This window comes from Marinomonas polaris DSM 16579 (genome assembly GCF_900129155.1).
GTDB lineage: Bacteria > Pseudomonadota > Gammaproteobacteria > Pseudomonadales > Marinomonadaceae > Marinomonas > Marinomonas polaris.
The window spans coordinates 16884-34480 of the sequence record NZ_FQVF01000025.1 but is presented as its reverse complement, the minus strand read 5'-3'; the positions used below and the strand labels follow the sequence as shown (position 1 = coordinate 34480).

The 17597-nt window shown below is 44.8% G+C and carries 20 protein-coding genes; 19 read left to right on the top strand and 1 reads right to left on the bottom strand.

Annotated features, from left to right (window positions below; genetic code table 11):
• From rpsN to rplQ, 14 genes are all read left to right on the top strand, one after another.
• Positions 1-306 carry a 30S ribosomal protein S14 gene (rpsN, locus tag BUA59_RS20945; RefSeq protein WP_072841830.1) on the top strand — a complete coding sequence of 102 codons (306 nt, stop codon included), beginning with the start codon at positions 1-3 and terminating at the stop codon, positions 304-306.
• 129 nt (positions 307-435) lie between these two features.
• Positions 436-828 carry a 30S ribosomal protein S8 gene (gene rpsH, locus BUA59_RS20940; RefSeq protein WP_072841828.1) on the top strand — a complete coding sequence of 131 codons (393 nt, stop codon included), beginning with the start codon at positions 436-438 and terminating at the stop codon, positions 826-828.
• A gap of 8 nt (positions 829-836) precedes the next feature.
• Entirely contained in the window at positions 837-1370 is a 534-nt protein-coding gene (gene rplF, locus BUA59_RS20935) for a 50S ribosomal protein L6 (RefSeq protein ID WP_012071921.1), read from the top strand.
• 10 nt (positions 1371-1380) lie between these two features.
• Positions 1381-1731, top strand: a complete 351-nt coding sequence (gene rplR, locus BUA59_RS20930; protein ID WP_012071920.1) for a 50S ribosomal protein L18 — start codon at positions 1381-1383, stop codon at positions 1729-1731.
• 10 nt (positions 1732-1741) lie between these two features.
• Entirely contained in the window at positions 1742-2242 is a 501-nt protein-coding gene (rpsE, locus tag BUA59_RS20925) for a 30S ribosomal protein S5 (RefSeq protein ID WP_072841826.1), read from the top strand.
• A gap of 6 nt (positions 2243-2248) precedes the next feature.
• A complete protein-coding gene (rpmD, locus tag BUA59_RS20920) occupies positions 2249-2434 on the top strand; it encodes a 50S ribosomal protein L30 (protein WP_012071918.1) in 186 nt (61 codons plus the stop codon).
• Position 2435: 1 nt separating this feature from the next.
• Complete coding sequence (gene rplO / locus BUA59_RS20915; RefSeq protein WP_072841824.1) at positions 2436-2870, top strand: 50S ribosomal protein L15; 435 nt, start codon at positions 2436-2438, stop codon at positions 2868-2870.
• A complete protein-coding gene (gene secY, locus BUA59_RS20910) occupies positions 2871-4202 on the top strand; it encodes a preprotein translocase subunit SecY (protein ID WP_072841822.1) in 1332 nt (443 codons plus the stop codon).
• Positions 4203-4221: 19 nt separating this feature from the next.
• Positions 4222-4335, top strand: coding sequence for a 50S ribosomal protein L36 (gene rpmJ, locus BUA59_RS20905; RefSeq protein WP_012071915.1), 114 nt, complete (start codon positions 4222-4224; stop codon positions 4333-4335).
• Between the two features lie 128 nt (positions 4336-4463).
• Complete coding sequence (gene rpsM, locus BUA59_RS20900) at positions 4464-4820, top strand: 30S ribosomal protein S13 (RefSeq protein ID WP_013797821.1); 357 nt, start codon at positions 4464-4466, stop codon at positions 4818-4820.
• A 65-nt stretch (positions 4821-4885) separates the two neighbouring features.
• Complete coding sequence (rpsK, locus tag BUA59_RS20895) at positions 4886-5278, top strand: 30S ribosomal protein S11 (protein ID WP_012071913.1); 393 nt, start codon at positions 4886-4888, stop codon at positions 5276-5278.
• Positions 5279-5294: 16 nt separating this feature from the next.
• Positions 5295-5915 carry a 30S ribosomal protein S4 gene (rpsD, locus tag BUA59_RS20890; protein ID WP_012071912.1) on the top strand — a complete coding sequence of 207 codons (621 nt, stop codon included), beginning with the start codon at positions 5295-5297 and terminating at the stop codon, positions 5913-5915.
• Between the two features lie 33 nt (positions 5916-5948).
• On the top strand, positions 5949-6953 hold the full coding sequence (locus BUA59_RS20885) for a DNA-directed RNA polymerase subunit alpha (protein ID WP_012071911.1): 1005 nt from the start codon (positions 5949-5951) through the stop codon (positions 6951-6953).
• Positions 6954-6995: 42 nt separating this feature from the next.
• Positions 6996-7373, top strand: coding sequence for a 50S ribosomal protein L17 (rplQ, locus tag BUA59_RS20880; protein WP_072841820.1), 378 nt, complete (start codon positions 6996-6998; stop codon positions 7371-7373).
• A gap of 130 nt (positions 7374-7503) precedes the next feature.
• Here the strand turns inward: rplQ and uvrA are convergent, their stop codons facing one another.
• Positions 7504-10326: an excinuclease ABC subunit UvrA gene (gene uvrA / locus BUA59_RS20875; RefSeq protein ID WP_072841818.1), complete on the bottom strand. Its 2823-nt coding sequence runs from the start codon at positions 10324-10326 to the stop codon at positions 7504-7506.
• A gap of 157 nt (positions 10327-10483) precedes the next feature.
• Here uvrA and BUA59_RS20870 point away from each other — a divergent pair, with 157 nt between their 5' ends.
• The 5 genes from BUA59_RS20870 (at position 10484) to BUA59_RS20850 (ending at position 17577) form a co-directional block, all read left to right on the top strand.
• Positions 10484-11842 carry an MFS transporter gene (locus BUA59_RS20870; RefSeq protein WP_072841816.1) on the top strand — a complete coding sequence of 453 codons (1359 nt, stop codon included), beginning with the start codon at positions 10484-10486 and terminating at the stop codon, positions 11840-11842.
• Between the two features lie 39 nt (positions 11843-11881).
• Entirely contained in the window at positions 11882-12628 is a 747-nt protein-coding gene (gene ssb, locus BUA59_RS20865; RefSeq protein WP_072841814.1) for a single-stranded DNA-binding protein, read from the top strand.
• 120 nt (positions 12629-12748) lie between these two features.
• Positions 12749-13330, top strand: coding sequence for a DNA endonuclease SmrA (smrA, locus tag BUA59_RS20860; protein ID WP_072841812.1), 582 nt, complete (start codon positions 12749-12751; stop codon positions 13328-13330).
• Positions 13331-13498: 168 nt separating this feature from the next.
• Positions 13499-16420 (top strand): insulinase family protein, encoded by a 2922-nt coding sequence (locus tag BUA59_RS20855; protein WP_072841810.1) that lies wholly within the window; start codon positions 13499-13501, stop codon positions 16418-16420.
• A gap of 50 nt (positions 16421-16470) precedes the next feature.
• Complete coding sequence (locus tag BUA59_RS20850; RefSeq protein WP_072841808.1) at positions 16471-17577, top strand: 1-acyl-sn-glycerol-3-phosphate acyltransferase; 1107 nt, start codon at positions 16471-16473, stop codon at positions 17575-17577.
• Positions 17578-17597: the final 20 nt, after the last annotated feature.

The following is a 17597-nucleotide window of genomic DNA, read 5'->3' as shown; positions in this document are numbered from 1 at the left end:
ATGGCTAAAGTATCAATGATTCAGCGCGAAGCAAAACGTACCAAATTAGTAGCTAAATTCGCTGAAAAGCGTGCGGCTCTAAAAGCGATCATTAGCGACGTTAATGCATCGGACGATGAAAAGTGGGATGCAACGCTTAAATTACAAGCGCTTCCACGCGATTCATCTTCTTCACGCCAACGTAACCGTTGCCAAATTACAGGTCGTCCGCACGGTGTATACCGTCGCTTCGGTCTGTCTCGTATCAAACTGCGTGAAGCAGCGATGCGTGGCGACGTACCTGGCTTGAAGAAAGCTAGTTGGTAAGCAAGTAGAGCGCGATCATAATACATGGCAGTGAGTGGAGTGTCTAAATACTGGACATTCTGCTCGCTGCTGTGTACTATGCGCGAGCTCTATTTGCTGCACAATGGTTTTTAAATTAGGAGCTCTTAAATGAGTATGCAAGATACCCTTGCGGATATGTTTACACGTATTCGTAATGCACAGATGGCTGCAAAGACCTCTGTGAGCATGCCTTCATCAAAAATGAAGACATCGATTGCTGCTGTTCTACGCGAAGAAGGTTACGTAGGTAACTTTTCTGTAGACGAGGCAATAAAACCGACGCTTACTATCGAGTTGAAATACTACGAAGGTAAGCCAGTTATCGAACAAATCAAACGCGCATCTCGCCCAAGTTTGCGTCAATACAAAGGCACTAGTGCTCTACCAAAAGTAGAAGCTGGCCTTGGTGTTGCAATCATCTCTACCTCTAAAGGTGTGATGACAGACCGTGCAGCTCGTGCTGCTGGTATCGGTGGCGAAGTAATCTGCACAGTATTCTAGGAGTTAGTATGTCTCGAGTTGCTAATAGTCCCGTGACGCTTCCTAGTGGTGTAGATTTAACCCTAAATGGACAAACTGTCGTTGTTAAAGGCGGTAAAGGTTCTTTAGAGTTTAATATTCACACAAGCGTACAAGTGTCTAAAGAAGAAAATGTTATTACCTTCGCTGCGCGCGATGGTGCAAAACAAAGCCGTGCCTTAGCTGGTACAACTCGTGCTTTGGTTAACAACATGGTTGTTGGTGTTAGTCAAGGTTTTGAGAAAAGATTGTTTCTTCAAGGTGTTGGTTACCGTGCTGCGCTTAAAGGCAATGTACTTAACCTGTCTCTGGGTTTTTCTCATCCAGTAGATTACGAACTTCCTGAAGGCGTAACAGCTGAATGTGCTTCTCAAACAGAAATTGTGATCCGTGGCATTGATAAACAAGCCGTTGGTCAAGTTGCTGCAGAAGTTCGCGGTTTCCGTCCGCCAGAGCCATATAAAGGCAAAGGTGTTCGCTATTCTGACGAAGTAATTCGTCGTAAAGAAGCTAAGAAGAAGTAGGTAGGCATTCATGAACACTAAAAAACAATCTCGGATTCGTCGTGCACGTCGTGCTCGCTTGCATATTCGTGACTTAGGTGCGAATCGTCTTACTGTACATCGCACACCACGCCATATGTATGCTCAAGTGATTTCTCCTTGTGGTAGTAAAGTGCTAGCTAGTGCTTCTACTCTTGAAGAAGCTCTTCGTGGCTCGGCGACTGGTAATAAAGTAGCGGCTAAAGAAGTCGGTACTTTGATTGCTACGCGCGCTAAAGCAGCAGGCGTCACTTCGGTCGCTTTTGACCGTTCTGGCTTTAAATACCATGGTCGCGTTCAAGTTCTTGCTGACGCTGCACGTGAAGCCGGTCTAGAGTTTTAAGGGGTAGCAAATGGCAGTTAATGATCAACAAACTAGCGATCTCCAAGAGAAGCTGGTTCAAGTAAACCGCGTTGCTAAAGTTGTAAAGGGTGGTCGTATCTTCTCTTTTACAGCTTTAACAGTTGTTGGTGACGGTAATGGTAAAGTTGGCTTTGGTCGTGGTAAAGCGCGCGAAGTTCCTCAAGCTATTCAAAAAGCAATGGAACAAGCTCGTCGTAACATGGTTTCTGTAAGACTTGATGGCGATACCCTTCAGTATCCTATTAAAGCAAGTCACGGAGCATCTAAAGTGTTTATGCAACCAGCGTCTCCAGGTACTGGTGTTATCGCCGGTGGTGCAATGCGTGCGGTTCTAGAAATCGTTGGCGTTCATAACGTTTTGGCGAAATGTTACGGCTCTACAAACCCAGTAAACGTAGTTCGTGCTACGATTAAAGGTTTGCAGGATATGAAAGCACCTGAACAAATCGCGGCAAAACGCGGTAAGTCAGTCGATCAAATTTTGGGGTAATGTGTCATGGCGAATAATACCATCACAGTTCAACTAACCCGCAGCCCGATCGGTCGTCTTCCAAAGCACCGTGAAACTGTTAAAGGCTTGGGTTTGCGTAAAGTTGGCCAAACACGTGAGTTGGAAGATACTCCTTCTGTACGTGGCATGGTTAATAAAGTTTATTATATGGTTAAAGTGGTAGGGGAATAACATGTTCTTAAATACACTTCGTCCTGGCGAAGGTAGCAAACATGCTCCTAAACGTGTTGGTCGCGGCATTGGTAGCGGCTTGGGTAAAACTGGCGGACGTGGCCATAAAGGTCTTAAGTCTCGTTCTGGTGGCTCAGTAAAACCTGGTTTTGAAGGTGGTCAAATGCCTTTGCAGCGTCGTCTGCCAAAATTCGGTTTTACTTCACGTCAGGCAAAGTATGTTGCTGAAGTTCGTTTAAACGAGCTTGCTGCTGTAAATGCTGAAGTTGTAGATTTGGCTGCTCTTAAAGGCGCCGACATTCTTGGTCATCAAATTAAGACTGCTCGTGTGATTTTGTCTGGTTCAATCGACAAAGCTATCACAGTTCGTGGTCTTAAGGTGACTAAAGGTGCTCGTGCCGCTATTGAAGCAGCTGGCGGAAAAGTCGAGGAATAAATGGCAAAGCGTGGCTCACTACCAGCTGGTATGCAAAACGGATTAAGCGAGCTTTGGGCTCGTATTCGTTTCGTATTTCTAGCAATTATTGTATACCGAATCGGTGCGCACATTCCTGTTCCAGGTATTAATCCTGACAGACTGTCTGCGTTGTTTGATCAAAATGAAGGCACTATTCTGAGTTTATTTAACGTATTCTCAGGGGGCGCGCTTGAGCGCATGAGTATTTTTGCGCTTGGGATTTTGCCCTATATTTCTGCCTCTATTATTATGCAGTTATTGACGGTTGTGAGCCCGCAGCTAGAGCAGCTAAAGAAAGAGGGTGAAGCGGGTCGTCGCAAGATTACTCAGTACACTCGTTACGGTACCGTGCTTCTTGCTCTTGTCCAATCTGCTAGTATGGCGGTTGGTTTGGCAAGTCAAGGGATCTCGTTCAGTAATGGTATGGAATTCTATGCTGTTGCAGTTGTGACTCTTGTTGCTGGTACTGTTTTCTTGATGTGGTTAGGTGAGCAAGTTACTGAAAAAGGGATTGGTAATGGTATATCCATTCTTATCTTCGCAGGTATCGTTGCAGGCTTGCCATCTGCTTTAGGTCGTTCGTTTGAGTCGGCTCGTCAAGGCGATATCAATATTTTAGCTTTGTTGCTAATTGGTATATTAGCCATTGCGACTATCGCATTCGTTGTTTTCATCGAACGCGGTCAACGTCGTATAACGGTTAATTATGCTAAGCGTCAGCAAGGCAAAAAAGTATTTGCTGCACAAAAGAGTCATTTGCCTCTTAAAGTGAATATGGCTGGTGTGATTCCACCTATTTTCGCTTCAAGTATCCTTTTGTTCCCAGCTTCGATTGGCCAATGGTTCGGTCAAGGTGAAGGAATGGAATGGTTGCAAAATATCTCTTTGGCTCTAGCTCCTGGGCAACCGCTCTATGTGCTGTTGTTTGCGATAGCAATTGTATTCTTTTGCTTCTTCTATACGGCGCTAGTGTTCAACCCTAAAGATGTGGCAGATAACTTGAAAAAATCCGGTGCTTTTTTGCCGGGTATTCGTCCAGGCGATCATACAGCTCGATATATTGACGGTGTAATGACTCGTTTGACACTGTTTGGTGCTTTATACATCACTCTAGTGTCTCTGATGCCTCAGTTCTTTGTTGTTGCGTGGAATGTTCCATTCTACTTTGGCGGTACTTCTATGTTAATCGTAGTGGTAGTTGTCATGGACTTTATGTCGCAAGTTCAAAGTCATTTGATGAGTCAGCAATACGAATCATTAATGAAGAAATCTAATCTGACTGGTTATGGTCCAAATGGCCTAATGCGTTAAGCGTAGGTTGGAGTTGAACATGAAAGTACGTGCATCTGTAAAGAAAATCTGTCGTAACTGCAAAATCGTTCGTCGTAACGGTTCAGTTCGAGTGATTTGCGTTGAGCCTCGTCACAAACAGCGTCAAGGTTAATAGCGAGTTCGCTCGATGATGGGAAAGGGTGGTTGATTTATGGCCTAAAGATAGGCATAATCAGCCGCCCTCATGATAGTAAAGTGATGAATTAACATATAATCATCAATAACAACGGAGTAAAGTGAATGGCTCGTATAGCCGGTGTCAATATTCCTGACAATAAACATGCGGTCATTTCTCTGACTTACATCTTCGGAATTGGTCGCACTCGTTCTCGCGCTATTTGCGCTGCTACGGGTGTTGCTGAAACTGCGAAAATTGGTTCATTAAGTGATGATATCCTTGATGAACTTCGTGGCGAAGTTGCTAAGTATACTGTAGAGGGTGACTTACGTCGTGAAGTCAGTATGTCTATCAAACGTTTGATGGACCTAGGTTGTAATCGCGGGATTCGTCATCGCCGCAGCCTACCAGTTCGTGGTCAACGTACCAAAACGAACGCTCGTACACGAAAAGGCCCTCGTAAGCCTATTCGTAAGTAATTTAAACGCGTTTCGCTCTAGCCACTAAGTTTGCTAGAGCTGAGCATTAAATAGGAAAGTGCAATATGGCTAAGCCAGCTACGCGCAACACCAAGAAAAAAGTCAAAAAGACGGTCGTCGACGGTGTTGCTCATGTACACGCGTCATTTAATAACACGATCGTGACTATCACTGACCGCCAAGGCAATGCTTTGTCTTGGGCTACTGCAGGTGGTTCTGGTTTTCGCGGATCTCGTAAAAGTACTCCTTTCGCAGCTCAAGTAGCAGCGGAACGTGCCGGTACTGTCGCACAAGAGTTCGGCCTTAAAAACGTTGACGTAATGATTAAGGGCCCAGGTCCTGGTCGTGAGTCCGCAGTTCGTGCATTAAATGCATTGGGCTTGCGTATCAATAACATCACAGATGTGACGCCAATTCCGCACAACGGTTGCCGTCCACCTAAGAAACGTCGCGTTTAATTGAGGAGACAGATACATGGCTCGTTATATAGGTCCAACTTGTAAGTTGTCTCGTCGTGAAGGTACCGACTTGCAATTGAAGAGCGGTTCACGCGCTCTTGAGTCGAAATGTAAAGTAGAAACGGTTCCAGGTGTGCACGGTGCACGTCGCGGTCGCCTTTCTGAATACGGCTTGCAACTACGTGAGAAACAAAAAGTACGTCGTATGTACGGTATTCTTGAAAAACAATTCCGTAATTACTATAAATCTGCTGCTCGTCTTAAAGGTGCTACTGGTGAAAACCTTCTGCAACTTTTGGAATCACGTTTAGATAACGTTGTATATCGCGCAGGTTTTGGTTCTACACGTGCAGAAGCTCGTCAACTAGTAGGCCATAAAGGTATTCTAGTTAATGGCGCTACGGTTAACATTCCGTCTTACCAAGTTAAAGCTGGTGACGTTGTGTCTATCCGTGAAAAAGCTAAGAAGCAATTGCGTGTACAAAGCGCACTAGAGCTATCTAAAGGTCGTGCACCGATCCATTGGATCGAAGTTGATTCAACTAAACTGGAAGCTACTTACAAAGCACTTCCAGAACGTGCCGATTTATCAGCTGAAATTAATGAGAACCTAATTGTCGAACTTTACTCTAAGTAAGTTGGTGATTAGGATTAAGAAATAGGTGGATCTATGCAGCGTTCAGTGAGCGAATTGTTAACCCCACGCAACATTGAAGTTCAGGAACTAGGCAACTGTCGCGCTAAAGTTACACTGCAACCGCTAGAACGTGGTTTTGGTCATACTTTGGGTAACGCACTGCGCCGTATCCTGCTTTCTTCAATGCCAGGTTGTGCGATTGTTGAAGTTGAAATCGACGGTGTATTACACGAATACAGCGCAATCGAAGGGGTTAAAGAAGATGTAATTGAAATTCTTCTTAACCTGAAAGGAGTTGCGATCGCTCTACACGGGCAAGATGAAGCAACTCTTACTCTAAGTAAAAAAGGTCCTGGTATCGTAACAGCTGGAGATATCCAGTTGGTTGCTGATGCAGAGATCGCTAACCCGGATCACATTATTGCGCACTTAGATGACACTGCTGAGTTAACTATGCAGATCAAAGTCGCACGTGGCCGTGGTTATGAGCCTGCTGATGCTCGTGTTGCTGGCGACGATGAGACTCGTCCAATCGGTCGCTTGCAACTGGATGCCTCATTCAGCCCTGTTCGCCGTGTTGCGTACAGTGTCGATAATGCTCGTGTAGAGCAGCGTACAGACTTAGATAAGTTAGTCTTAGACATCGAATCTAATGGTACTATCGATCCTGAAGAAGCAATTCGTCGTGCAGCGACTATTTTACAACAGCAAATCGCGGTTTTTGTCGCCCTTGAAAGCGAAAGCGAAGCACCTGTTGTAGAAGAAGAGGATGAGATTGATCCAATTTTGCTACGCCCGGTTGATGATCTTGAATTGACCGTTCGCAGTGCTAACTGTTTAAAAGCAGAGAACATTTATTACATCGGTGATTTGATTCAACGTACTGAGGTTGAGCTTCTTAAGACGCCTAACCTAGGTAAGAAGTCGTTAACTGAAATCAAAGATGTTTTAGCACAGCGTGGTTTGTCTTTGGGAATGCGTTTAGAGAATTGGCCACCGGCTAGTTTGAAAGACGATAGCAAAGTTCTAGCTCGCTAGGTCATTGTTCCCTGACCACCGTAGTTTGGTAAGGAATGTAAAATGCGTCATCGTAAGAGTGGACGTCACTTAAACCGTACTAGCTCACATCGTAAAGCGATGTTTAAAAACATGGCTGCTTCTTTGTTCGAACACGAAGTTATTAAAACTACGTTGCCGAAAGCTAAAGAACTACGTCGTGTTGCTGAGCCGTTGATAACATTGGCGAAAGTTGATTCTGTTGCGAATCGTCGCCTTGCCTTTGCTCGTACTCGTAGCAAAGATGCAGTAGGTAAATTGTTCACTGAACTTGGTCCTCGTTACCAAGCTCGTCCTGGTGGTTATGTTCGCATTCTTAAATGTGGCTTCCGCTCAGGTGACAACGCACCTATGGCTTATGTTGAATTGGTCGATCGTCCAGTTGCAGAAGCCGCTGAGTAATATCAGTTTGTAATAAAAAGCCGAGCTAATAGCTCGGCTTTTTTTGCTAAAAATTTAGCGGATATTTAGGCGCAAAAAAACACCCGATGAAGTATAGATTCATCGGGTGTTTTTATTTATCTATGAAATACTAGTTAAGCATTTGTTTTAAGAATCGCCCAGTATGAGACTTCTCTGCTTTAGCGATATCCTCAGGTGTACCTTCAGCGACTATGTATCCTCCGCCGCTACCACCTTCGGGACCTAAATCTACGATCCAGTCGGCGGTTTTTATCACATCAAGGTTATGCTCAATAACAACGACGGTATTTCCATGATCTCTTAGGCGATGAAGAACTTTTAGTAGCTGTTCTATATCGGCAAAGTGCAGGCCTGTTGTCGGCTCATCAAGAATGTATAGCGTTGTACCTGTGTCACGTTTAGACAGCTCTTTCGCTAATTTAACTCGTTGTGCTTCGCCGCCAGAAAGCGTTGTGGCTGCTTGTCCAAGCCGAATATAACCCAAACCAACATCGATTAGAGTTTGTAGTTTTCTTGCGATAGATGGGACTGGATCAAAGAACTCTCGAGCGTCTTCAATCGTCATTTCTAGACATTGGTGAATGTTTTTGCCTTTGTAATGGATCTCTAACGTCTCGCGATTGTAGCGTTTGCCTTTACAGGTATCACAAGGTACGTAGATATCTGGAAGAAAGTGCATTTCTACCTTGATTACGCCATCACCTTGGCAGGCTTCACAGCGTCCACCTTTCACATTAAAGCTGAATCGACCTGGTTTATAGCCTCGTGAGCGAGATTCTTGTGTTGCTGAGAATAGCTCTCTCATCGGAGTGAAAATACCCGTGTAGGTTGCAGGGTTTGATCTTGGCGTACGACCGATAGGGCTTTGATCGATATCCACACACTTATCAAATAAATCTAAACCTTCAATACGTTCATGGGGTGCCGCTTTAAGTGTGGTTGCGCCATTAAGTGCTGTAGCGGCAAGTGGGTACAAAGTACCGTTAATTAATGTCGATTTACCAGATCCAGAGACGCCAGTGATACAAGTCATTACGCCGACAGGGATCTTAAGGTCAACAGTATTTAGATTGTTGCCTGTTGCGCCTATTAACTTAAGGAATTGTTTGTCCTTGGCTTGATGGCGAATGGCTGGGATTTCAATTTTTCGTTTGCCCGTTAGAAACTGTCCTGTAATGGATTCAGGGCAATCCATTATGTCTTGTGGTGTGCCGCTGGCGATAATTTCGCCACCGTGAATGCCGGCGCCAGGGCCAATGTCGACAACAAAGTCGGCGATACGAATGGCGTCTTCATCGTGTTCAACGACAATGACAGTATTGCCTAGGTCTCTTAGTCTGGTCAGTGTTGCTATCAGTCTTTCGTTATCGCGTTGATGCAAACCAATAGACGGCTCATCAAGGATATACATAACCCCTACTAAACCGGCACCAATTTGACTAGCAAGTCGGATTCGTTGTGCCTCGCCTCCAGATAGCGAGTCGGCTTTTCGGTCGAGTGTCAGATACTCCAAGCCAACGTTTACCAAGAAGGTTAATCGGTCACGAATCTCTTTAAGAATTTTAGAGGCGATCTCTCCACGTGACCCGGGAAGTTCAAGTGTTTCAAAGTACTTCAAACATTCAGCGATTGGATAGGTCACAACTTCTGGCAATGTTTGCTCAGCTATAAAGACGTTGCGAGCGGATCGATTGAGTCGAGAGCCATGACAGTCTGGGCAAGGTTGGATGCTGATGTACTGTGAGAGGTCATCACGCACGCTGTCAGATTCTGTTTCGTGATAGCGACGTTGTAAATTTGGGATGACACCTTCAAATGAATGAGAGCGTGTCATTTTATCGCCACGTTCATTGATGTAGATGAAATCTATCTTGTCTTTACCTGAGCCTTGCAAGATGCGTTTTTTGAAATCGCTAGGGATATCTTTATATTTCGATTCTATGTCGAAGCCATAGTGTTTCGCCAAGGCACTAAGTTGCTGGTAGTAAAAAATACTACGTCGACCCCAGCCTCGGATTGCACCTTCAGCAAGCGTCAGAGTTTCATCTTGAATGATTCGATCAGGATCAAACATCTGATGAGTGCCCAATCCGTCACATGTCTGACAAGCGCCATTTGGGTTGTTAAAGGAGAAAAGGCGTGGCTCTAATTCCGTTAAGCTGTAACCACAAACCGGACAGGCGAATTTACTTGAGAAAATGTACTCTTCTTGCTCGTCATCCATATTGATGACTTTGGCGATCCCGTCGGATAAACCAAGGCATGTTTCAAAGGATTCTGCCAAGCGAAGCTGTAGATCAGAACGAACTTTAAAACGGTCAATGACCACTTCGATTGTGTGCTTCTTGTTTTTTTCTAATGCTGGAGCATCATCTAGGTCGACGACGATGCCATCGATTCGCGCGCGAATAAAGCCTTTTGAAAGTAAGTCACTGATGGTATGTAAGTGCTCACCTTTTCGATCCTTGACGATCGGTGCAAGCAGCATCATCTTAGTTTCTTCTGGTAGCGATATAACTTTATCGACCATTTGTGATATGGTTTGCGCCTCTAGTGGCTCACCATGATCTGGGCAGCGAGGTTGTCCTGCACGGGCAAATAACAATCGTAGATAATCGTAGATTTCTGTTATTGTACCGACTGTTGATCGTGGGTTGTGAGAGGTTGATTTTTGCTCGATAGAGATAGCAGGAGAAAGGCCTTCAATGTGGTCTATGTCTGGCTTTTCCATCATGGACAAAAATTGTCTAGCGTATGTCGAAAGGGATTCTACATAGCGTCGTTGTCCTTCGGCGTACAAAGTATCAAAAGCGAGAGAGGATTTACCTGAGCCGGATAGGCCAGTAATCACCACAAGTTTGTCTCTTGGGATGTCTAGGTCCACATTTTTTAGATTGTGTGTGCGGGCCCCGCGTATGGTAATGGTATCCATGATTCTCCAATGTGAAGTCGATCAACAGAAAGAAATCTGCCAGTAAATTAAATAACTGTCTATTTTTACAGTAGTTGAAATGGAGCTTCAACGGTATTTTTTGTAAAATTGACAATCTTTTTCTTAACCACCTAAGTTAAACGGTTGAAACCTCCTTATGGATCTACTCGAACGTCGTTCAGTTCTTGCTTTAGCGCTGATCTATTTATTTAGAATGTTAGGCTTATTCCTTATTATGCCTGTCATCAGCGTGGCCGCTGATGGGTTGACCGGAGCGGACGCCGCGTTGATTGGTACTGCTATCGGTATTTATGGTCTGACTCAGGCGAGCTTACAGATTCCGATGGGCATGTGGTCAGATAAGATTGGCCGTAAACGCGTCATTGTTATTGGGCTGCTATTGTTTGCTGTAGGTAGTTTGATCTGTGCCAATGCGGGCGATATCAATACATTGATTGTTGGGCGCGCGGTTCAGGGCGCTGGTGCTATTGCCAGTACCTTGATGGCGCTATTGAGTGATGTAACTAGAGAGCAAAATCGAACTAAAGCCATGGCGATTGTTGGTATTAGTATTGGTGCCTCGTTTATGCTGTCTTTGGTATTAGGTCCTTGGATTTTTGCCTTAGTCGGGCTTTCAGGTCTGTTTTATCTATCCTTTGCGCTATCTTTACTGGGAATAGTCTTGATCATTTTTGCTGTGCCGAATATCGTCCAGCACACTTTTCGGCGCGATACGACACCGAGTCTTTTGGCGTTAGGCTTGGTCTTAAAAGATTCAAGACTGCGGTTCTTGAATGTGAGTGTTTTGTTGTTGCACGCGAGCCTAACTGCTTTGTTTGTTACCGTGCCGAATTTGTTGATTCAGCAGTTTGATTTACCCTTGTCACAACATAGCTGGCTATACTTAGCCATCATGGGTTTTGCCTTCGCAGGTATGTTACCATTGGTGATTATTGCCGAATCAAAAGGTAAGACAAAAGGTGTGTTAATCGCCGTGATGATTTTGTTGGGTTTAAGCTCGATATTGCTGCAATGGGCTCCTTACCTTTGGGTGTTTGGGGTGTTGTTATGGGCTTATTTTGTAGGCTTTAACTCACTGGAAGCTGTGTTGCCATCTCTTATTAGCAAGTTAGCGCCAGTTGGTTATCGCGGCACAGCGATGGGCGTGTTTTCTACCCATCAATTTATGGGATCGTTTTTGGGTGGCGTTGGTGGCGGTTGGCTGCTCCAGCATCATTCAAGCAGTGGCGTCTTTTGGGTTGTCGGCGTGGTGTTTTTGGCTTGGTCACTTGTTTGTGCCATCCAGCCTGCACCTCGTCAGTTAAGTAGTCTGGCGTTTAGCCTGCCCAATATGACAGATGAAGAAGTAACGAAGTTGGCGGATCAACTTGCAGAAATCCAAGGAGTGGAAGGTATGCAAATTTTTAAAGATGAGCAAACCGCTTATCTGAAAGTCGATAAAAAAATATTAGACAAAGATGCTCTGGTGCGTCTGGCACCGCAAGTGCGTCTTTAAGTAAAACACTATTCTATCTTTTAGTTGGAGAAGAACGTCATGGCACGTGGAATAAACAAAGTAATTTTGATTGGTAACGCAGGCAACGATGCCGAAGTGCGTTTCATGCCATCTGGTGCAGCGGTTGCAAACGTTAACTTAGCGACAACAGAAAGCTGGCGCGACAAGCAAACTGGTCAAATGCAAGAGCGTACGGAATGGCACCGTGTGGCTTTTATGGATCGTGGTAATTTCCGTCTTGGTCAAATCGCAGGCGATTTTATTAAGAAAGGTTCTAAAGTTTACGTAGAAGGTTCATTGCGTACTCGTGAGTGGGAAAAAGACGGCATCAAACGCTACACGACTGAAATCGTAGCGAACGAAATGCAATTGCTGGATGGCCGTGGCGATAATGCTGGGCAGCAAGGCGGTGGTTACGACTCAATGCAAGGTGGTCAAGGCGGCGGTTATGGCAGTGCGCCACAACAGTCTGCTCCTCAACAAGGCGGATATGGCCAAGCGCCAGCGCAACAGGCTCCACAGCAGCATGCACCTCAAGGTGGCTTTAATCAACCTCAAGGTGGCTACCAAGCGCCAGCGCATCAAGCAGCGCCTCAGCAGGCCGCTCCACAACAAGCAGCACCACAGTCTTTTGGAAGCTGGGGTAATGCACCACAGCAAGCTCCGGCTCAAGCAGCACCACAACAACGTGCGCCACAGCCAGCTCCTCAACGTGCACCAGCGCCAGAGCCAAAGCCTCAACAAGCGCCAAACTTTGACGATTTCGACGACGATATTCCGTTCTAAGAAATGCGTAGGACCTTTGGTCTGTCTGTGTTGAAATAAGTAAAGGCTCCTGTTTAGGGGCCTTTATTGTTCTATAGTGGTGTGCTAAATAAGATGAGTAAGTCATAGAGGGTTTAGGCTGTGAACGACGAAGATGAAACGTCTTTGTTCGCTCAAGAGGTGGCGGGTATTAAGCCACTTAAAAAAAGCGAAGTGTATCTGGGCAAGAAAGGTCCTCAGGTCGATTTTTTGGTTCGCCAAAAGGCGGCATTGATCGCTAAAGAGGCGGACAGAAATCATTTGTCGCAAGACTATGTTGAAAAAGTTGAGCCCAATGATGTGCTCGAATATAAGCGCTCTGGCGTGCAAGACGGTGTTTTTAAGCGCCTGAGACAAGGTAAGTATGGCATTGATGCACGTTTAGATCTGCATAGGCATACCGTGGCTCAAGCGCGAGAGCAGGTGTATCAATTTGTTGATGACTGCATGCGTAACGATATTCGAGTCGCTATTGTTGTGCATGGTAAAGGGGATCGCACGCCAGACCCTGATAGCCAAGCTATGATTAAAAGCCATATTAATAAATGGTTGAGAGAGCTTGATGCTGTTATGGCGTTTCATAGCGCGCAGCGACACCATGGTGGTTTGGGTGCTGTGTATGTGTTGTTTAAAAAGACGGAAAAAGTACGCTTGGACGATTGGGAAAAACATCAAAAGCGTTAATGCTTTGTTTCGTCTTAGATGGGAGTATTCACGTTAGTTCGTGCAGTAAAAGCCATGTTTTTGCTATAATTCCGCAACTTTGCTGTCTTGGACTTATGTTGTCTTGAATGTATCCAAGCTGCCCCAAAACATTGTAATTATCGTATTCTAATTTTATCGAGGTAGAGAATGGCAAATAGCACCGCGCACCATCCTGCGTTTACGTTTCTTCGCAGTGAGTTTATCGATGCTCTGAATGTTACTGTTCAAGAGTTTGAGCACACAGTCACGGGAGCTAAACATTTTCATATCGCGTCTGAGAATGACGAAAATGTATTCTTAGTCGGCCTAAAAACCGTTCCGACGGATTCTTGTGGCGTCGCGCATATCCTTGAACACACGGTATTGTGTGGTTCCGAGCGTTTCCCTGTGCGTGACCCTTTCTTCATGATGATTCGTCGTTCGTTGAATACCTTTATGAACGCGTTTACGTCTTCTGATTGGACGGCTTATCCATTTGCCAGTAAGAATAAGAAAGACTTCCATAACCTTTTAGGCGTGTATTTGGATGCAGTGTTTTTCTCGCGTCTTGATGAATTGGATTTTTCTCAGGAAGGTCATCGCTTAGAATTCGCCGAGCCAGATAATGCTGAGTCAGAATTGACGTTCAAAGGCGTTGTATTCAATGAGATGAAAGGTGCGATGAGTTCAACGACGTCGGTGTTGTGGCAAACGCTAACTAAATATCTGTTCCCAAACAATACCTATCATTTCAATTCCGGTGGCGAGCCCACGGATATCCCAGATTTATCTTACCAAGATTTATTGGCGTTTTATCGCACGCATTACCATCCTTCGAATGCAGTATTTATGACGTTTGGCGATATCCCTGCTGAAACATTACAAGCTGAATTCGAAGAGAAAGTACTAAGTCGTTTTGAGCGCTTAGAAGAGCAAGTTAGTGTGCCGAACGCCAAGCGTTATTTCTCGCCAGTACGAGTGGAAGAAGGCTACGCGGCAGATGAAGTGAAAGAAGATGGCAGCCACGTGGTTGTCGGTTGGTTGTTAGGTGAAAGTACCGATCTAAATCAACAGTTCGAAGCGCAATTGCTGTCTAGCGTTTTGCTAGATAACAGCGCATCGCCTTTATTACGAGTATTAGAAAACAGTGATCTTGGTCGTGCGCCATCGCCAATGTGTGGCCTTGAAGACAGCAATAAAGAAATGAGCTTCATGTGCGGATTGGAAGGTGTAAAACGAGAAGACGCATCGAAAGTTGAAGCTTTAGTCTTGTCGACTCTAGAGAGCATTGCTGAAAAAGGCGTGCCACAAGATATGGTTGATGCCATGTTGCACCAATTGGAATTGAGCCAGCGTGAAGTCGGCGGCGGCAGCTACCCTTATGGTTTGCAGTTGATTTTGGCTGGCTTGTCGACAGCGGTTCATGCGGGTGATGTGATCGCTCAGCTTGATCTTGATCCTGTTATCAATGCAATGCGTGAGAAAGTTCAGGATCAGCAATATATTCCTAACTTGATCAAAAACTTGCTGCTAACGAATGCGCACAGAGTAACGCTAACATTAAGTCCTGATGATGCACTTGAAGCGCGTCGTAATCAGGCGGAAAAAGACCGATTGAGTCAGATCAAAGCGGCCTTGTCCGATGCCGAGAAGCAACAGATCATTGCTCGCAGCGCGGCCTTGAAAACGCGTCAATCCCAAGTTGACGACATGAGCATTTTGCCAAAAGTTGGCTTAGAAGATGTGCCTGCACGTTTGCCAGAATATGAAAATGAAAAAGTGGCAGGTAATTTACCGATTACTTTTTACCCGCAAGGCACAAATGGCTTGGTTTATCAGCAGTTGGTGATTGATCTACCAGAGCTAGACGAAGAGGAAATCGAGTACTTGCCTTTGTTTTCTTCAATGATGACTGAGCTAGGTATTGGTGAAAACGATTACCTTGTTGTTCAGGAGCGTCAAGCCCAAGTTTGTGGTGGATTAGGTGCTTCTAATTCGATTCGCGCTACGATTGAAGATCGCCAAGAACTAAATGGCTACTTCATCTTGTCCTCTAAAGCCTTGGTGCCAAATGTTAAAGCCATGAGCGAACTTTTGAAAGACACTATGCTTAATGTACGCTTTGATGAAGCAAATCGAGTGAAAGAGCTGGTGGCTCAACGTCGTGCTCGTCGCGAACAATCTATTACTGGTCAAGGTCACTCGCTTGCTATGACGGCGGCTTCAAGTGCGATTTCTGGTCTTGCGGCGCAGCAAGAAAAATGGAGTGGCATGTCAGGCATTCGTTCAGCTATTGCATTGGACGATGCCATGAAAGCAGATAGTAAAACAGCCGAAAATGTCTTGGCTATTTTTAAACGTTTGCATGAAAAATTACTACAAGCGAACAAGCAGCTTTTATTGGTGGCAGAGCCTCAGCATGAAGCAAGTGTATTGAACGAGGTTCAGGCTGTTTTTGCCGACTTGTCTGCTGGCGGTGTGCAAACTAAGTTTTCTATGGCGCCAGTTGACTCGAAAGTGAATGTTGCTTGGTTGACATCAACTCAGGTGAGTTTCTGCAGTAAAGCCTTCCGTACGGTATTTGGCGAACATCCTGATGTTGCTGCCTTGACTGTGTTGGGTGGCTTCTTACGTAATGGTTTCTTACATCGTGTGATTCGCGAGCAAGGCGGTGCTTACGGTGGCGGTGCGACGTTTGATGGTAGCACGGGCTCGTTCCGCTTCTACTCTTATCGTGATCCTCGTTTGACTGAAACCTTGTCCGATTTTGATGCTTCAATTGAGTGGATGCTAAATGAAGCACACACTGATGATGCGCTAGAAGAAGCCATTTTGGGTGTGATTGGTTCGATGGATAAACCCGGTTCTCCTGCAGGAGAAGCACAAAGCGATTTCTATGTGCATCTGCACGGTCGTAGTTTGGCCTATAGAGAAGCATTTCGCGCGAAGATCTTGGCGGTAACACTTGAGCAGTTGAAGCAAGTCGCTAAGACTTATCTAACGAAAGAAAACGAAAATGTTGCTGTGGTAACGTCAACGTCAAAACGTGCGGAACTAGAAGCGTTAGGGTTTGATATTCAAAGCCTTTAAAAATATTTTTATAATAAAAATCAAAACAGTTTTTACTGACGGAAAATTAAATGGATCAGTTTCACGATATACGCCCCTACAACGACGATGAGGTCGCCGAGGTGTTGAACAATCTGGTCGAAATGCCAGATTTTATTAATACTATTATTGGTTTTCGCTTTGCTCAATGGCCTAAATTTCTTAAGGTGCCATTGGCGTTTTGTGTCAAGCTGGCGCTGAAACGTCAAATTACTAATATTTCGAATGTTCATGAGTTCCAAATGCGTGTCGCAAGCTACATGGAGCGTATGATAAAAACCACGACAACGAATGTTGAATACCGAGGGATCGAAAAGTTAGAAAAAGGTGTTGGCTATTTGTTTTTGTCGAATCATAGAGATATCGCCATGGACCCAGCTTTTGTTAACTATGGCTTGTATTTGGCAGAATTGAATACGGTGCGAATCGCTATAGGGGACAATTTATTGCGTCGACCTTTTGTGTCTGATCTCATGCGCCTTAATAAAAGCTTTATTGTGAAGCGCTCAGCAAATGGTATTCGAGAAATGATGGCGGCTTTTGGTCAACTGTCTGCTTATATCACTGAATCATTGACGAAGGACCAAGCTAATATCTGGATAGCTCAAAAAGAAGGGCGTGCGAAAGATGGCTTGGATCAGACAGATCCTGCGATCATAAAAATGTTCTTTATGAGTCAGAAAAAAGAAAAAGTACCTTTCTCTTATGCCATGGCGAACTTGAAAATTGTACCTGTCTCAATTGCTTATGAATATGATCCTTGTGCTTTTGATAAGGCCCGTGAGCTGCATCAGAAATCAACAACAGGCAATTATGAAAAAGCTGAATTTGAAGACATCGACAGTATTAAAAATGGCATTGTTGGTCAGAAAGGCAAGGTTGTAGTGACTTTTGGTGATGTAATAAAAGATGGTTTTGAAACGCCTGAAGAATTTGTAGCGGAAGTAGATCGTCAGATCATTACTAACTATGCTATTCAGTCTACCAATGAAGCTGCGCTTGCGTTGCAGCAGGGCTTGCCTTCAACCGATAGCGCATTCTCAAGTTATCTTGAGCGTTGTCCTGAAAACTTAAAAGAAACTGTGTTGGCAATGTATGCAAATCCATTGAAGCAACAGCAAAAATATCTGAATAAATAGTCATGGGGAGTAAGCTGTCA

Excerpts from the sequence above, each read along its gene's own strand:
- BUA59_RS20870 (WP_072841816.1), top strand. The coding sequence starts at position 10,484 with ATGGATCTACTCGAACGTCGTTCAGTTCTTGCTTTAGCGCTGATCTAT.
- rpsM (WP_013797821.1), top strand. The coding sequence starts at position 4,464 with ATGGCTCGTATAGCCGGTGTCAATATTCCTGACAATAAACATGCGGTC.
- rpsE (WP_072841826.1), top strand. The coding sequence starts at position 1,742 with ATGGCAGTTAATGATCAACAAACTAGCGATCTCCAAGAGAAGCTGGTT.
- ssb (WP_072841814.1), top strand. The coding sequence starts at position 11,882 with ATGGCACGTGGAATAAACAAAGTAATTTTGATTGGTAACGCAGGCAAC.
- rplO (WP_072841824.1), top strand. The coding sequence starts at position 2,436 with ATGTTCTTAAATACACTTCGTCCTGGCGAAGGTAGCAAACATGCTCCT.
- rpsK (WP_012071913.1), top strand. The coding sequence starts at position 4,886 with ATGGCTAAGCCAGCTACGCGCAACACCAAGAAAAAAGTCAAAAAGACG.
- secY (WP_072841822.1), top strand. The coding sequence starts at position 2,871 with ATGGCAAAGCGTGGCTCACTACCAGCTGGTATGCAAAACGGATTAAGC.
- rplF (WP_012071921.1), top strand. The coding sequence starts at position 837 with ATGTCTCGAGTTGCTAATAGTCCCGTGACGCTTCCTAGTGGTGTAGAT.
- rpsD (WP_012071912.1), top strand. The coding sequence starts at position 5,295 with ATGGCTCGTTATATAGGTCCAACTTGTAAGTTGTCTCGTCGTGAAGGT.
- BUA59_RS20855 (WP_072841810.1), top strand. The coding sequence starts at position 13,499 with ATGGCAAATAGCACCGCGCACCATCCTGCGTTTACGTTTCTTCGCAGT.
- rplR (WP_012071920.1), top strand. The coding sequence starts at position 1,381 with ATGAACACTAAAAAACAATCTCGGATTCGTCGTGCACGTCGTGCTCGC.
- uvrA (WP_072841818.1), bottom strand. The coding sequence starts at position 10,326 with ATGGATACCATTACCATACGCGGGGCCCGCACACACAATCTAAAAAAT.
- BUA59_RS20885 (WP_012071911.1), top strand. The coding sequence starts at position 5,949 with ATGCAGCGTTCAGTGAGCGAATTGTTAACCCCACGCAACATTGAAGTT.
- rpmJ (WP_012071915.1), top strand. The coding sequence starts at position 4,222 with ATGAAAGTACGTGCATCTGTAAAGAAAATCTGTCGTAACTGCAAAATC.
- BUA59_RS20850 (WP_072841808.1), top strand. The coding sequence starts at position 16,471 with ATGGATCAGTTTCACGATATACGCCCCTACAACGACGATGAGGTCGCC.
- rpsN (WP_072841830.1), top strand. The coding sequence starts at position 1 with ATGGCTAAAGTATCAATGATTCAGCGCGAAGCAAAACGTACCAAATTA.
- rplQ (WP_072841820.1), top strand. The coding sequence starts at position 6,996 with ATGCGTCATCGTAAGAGTGGACGTCACTTAAACCGTACTAGCTCACAT.
- rpsH (WP_072841828.1), top strand. The coding sequence starts at position 436 with ATGAGTATGCAAGATACCCTTGCGGATATGTTTACACGTATTCGTAAT.
- rpmD (WP_012071918.1), top strand. The coding sequence starts at position 2,249 with ATGGCGAATAATACCATCACAGTTCAACTAACCCGCAGCCCGATCGGT.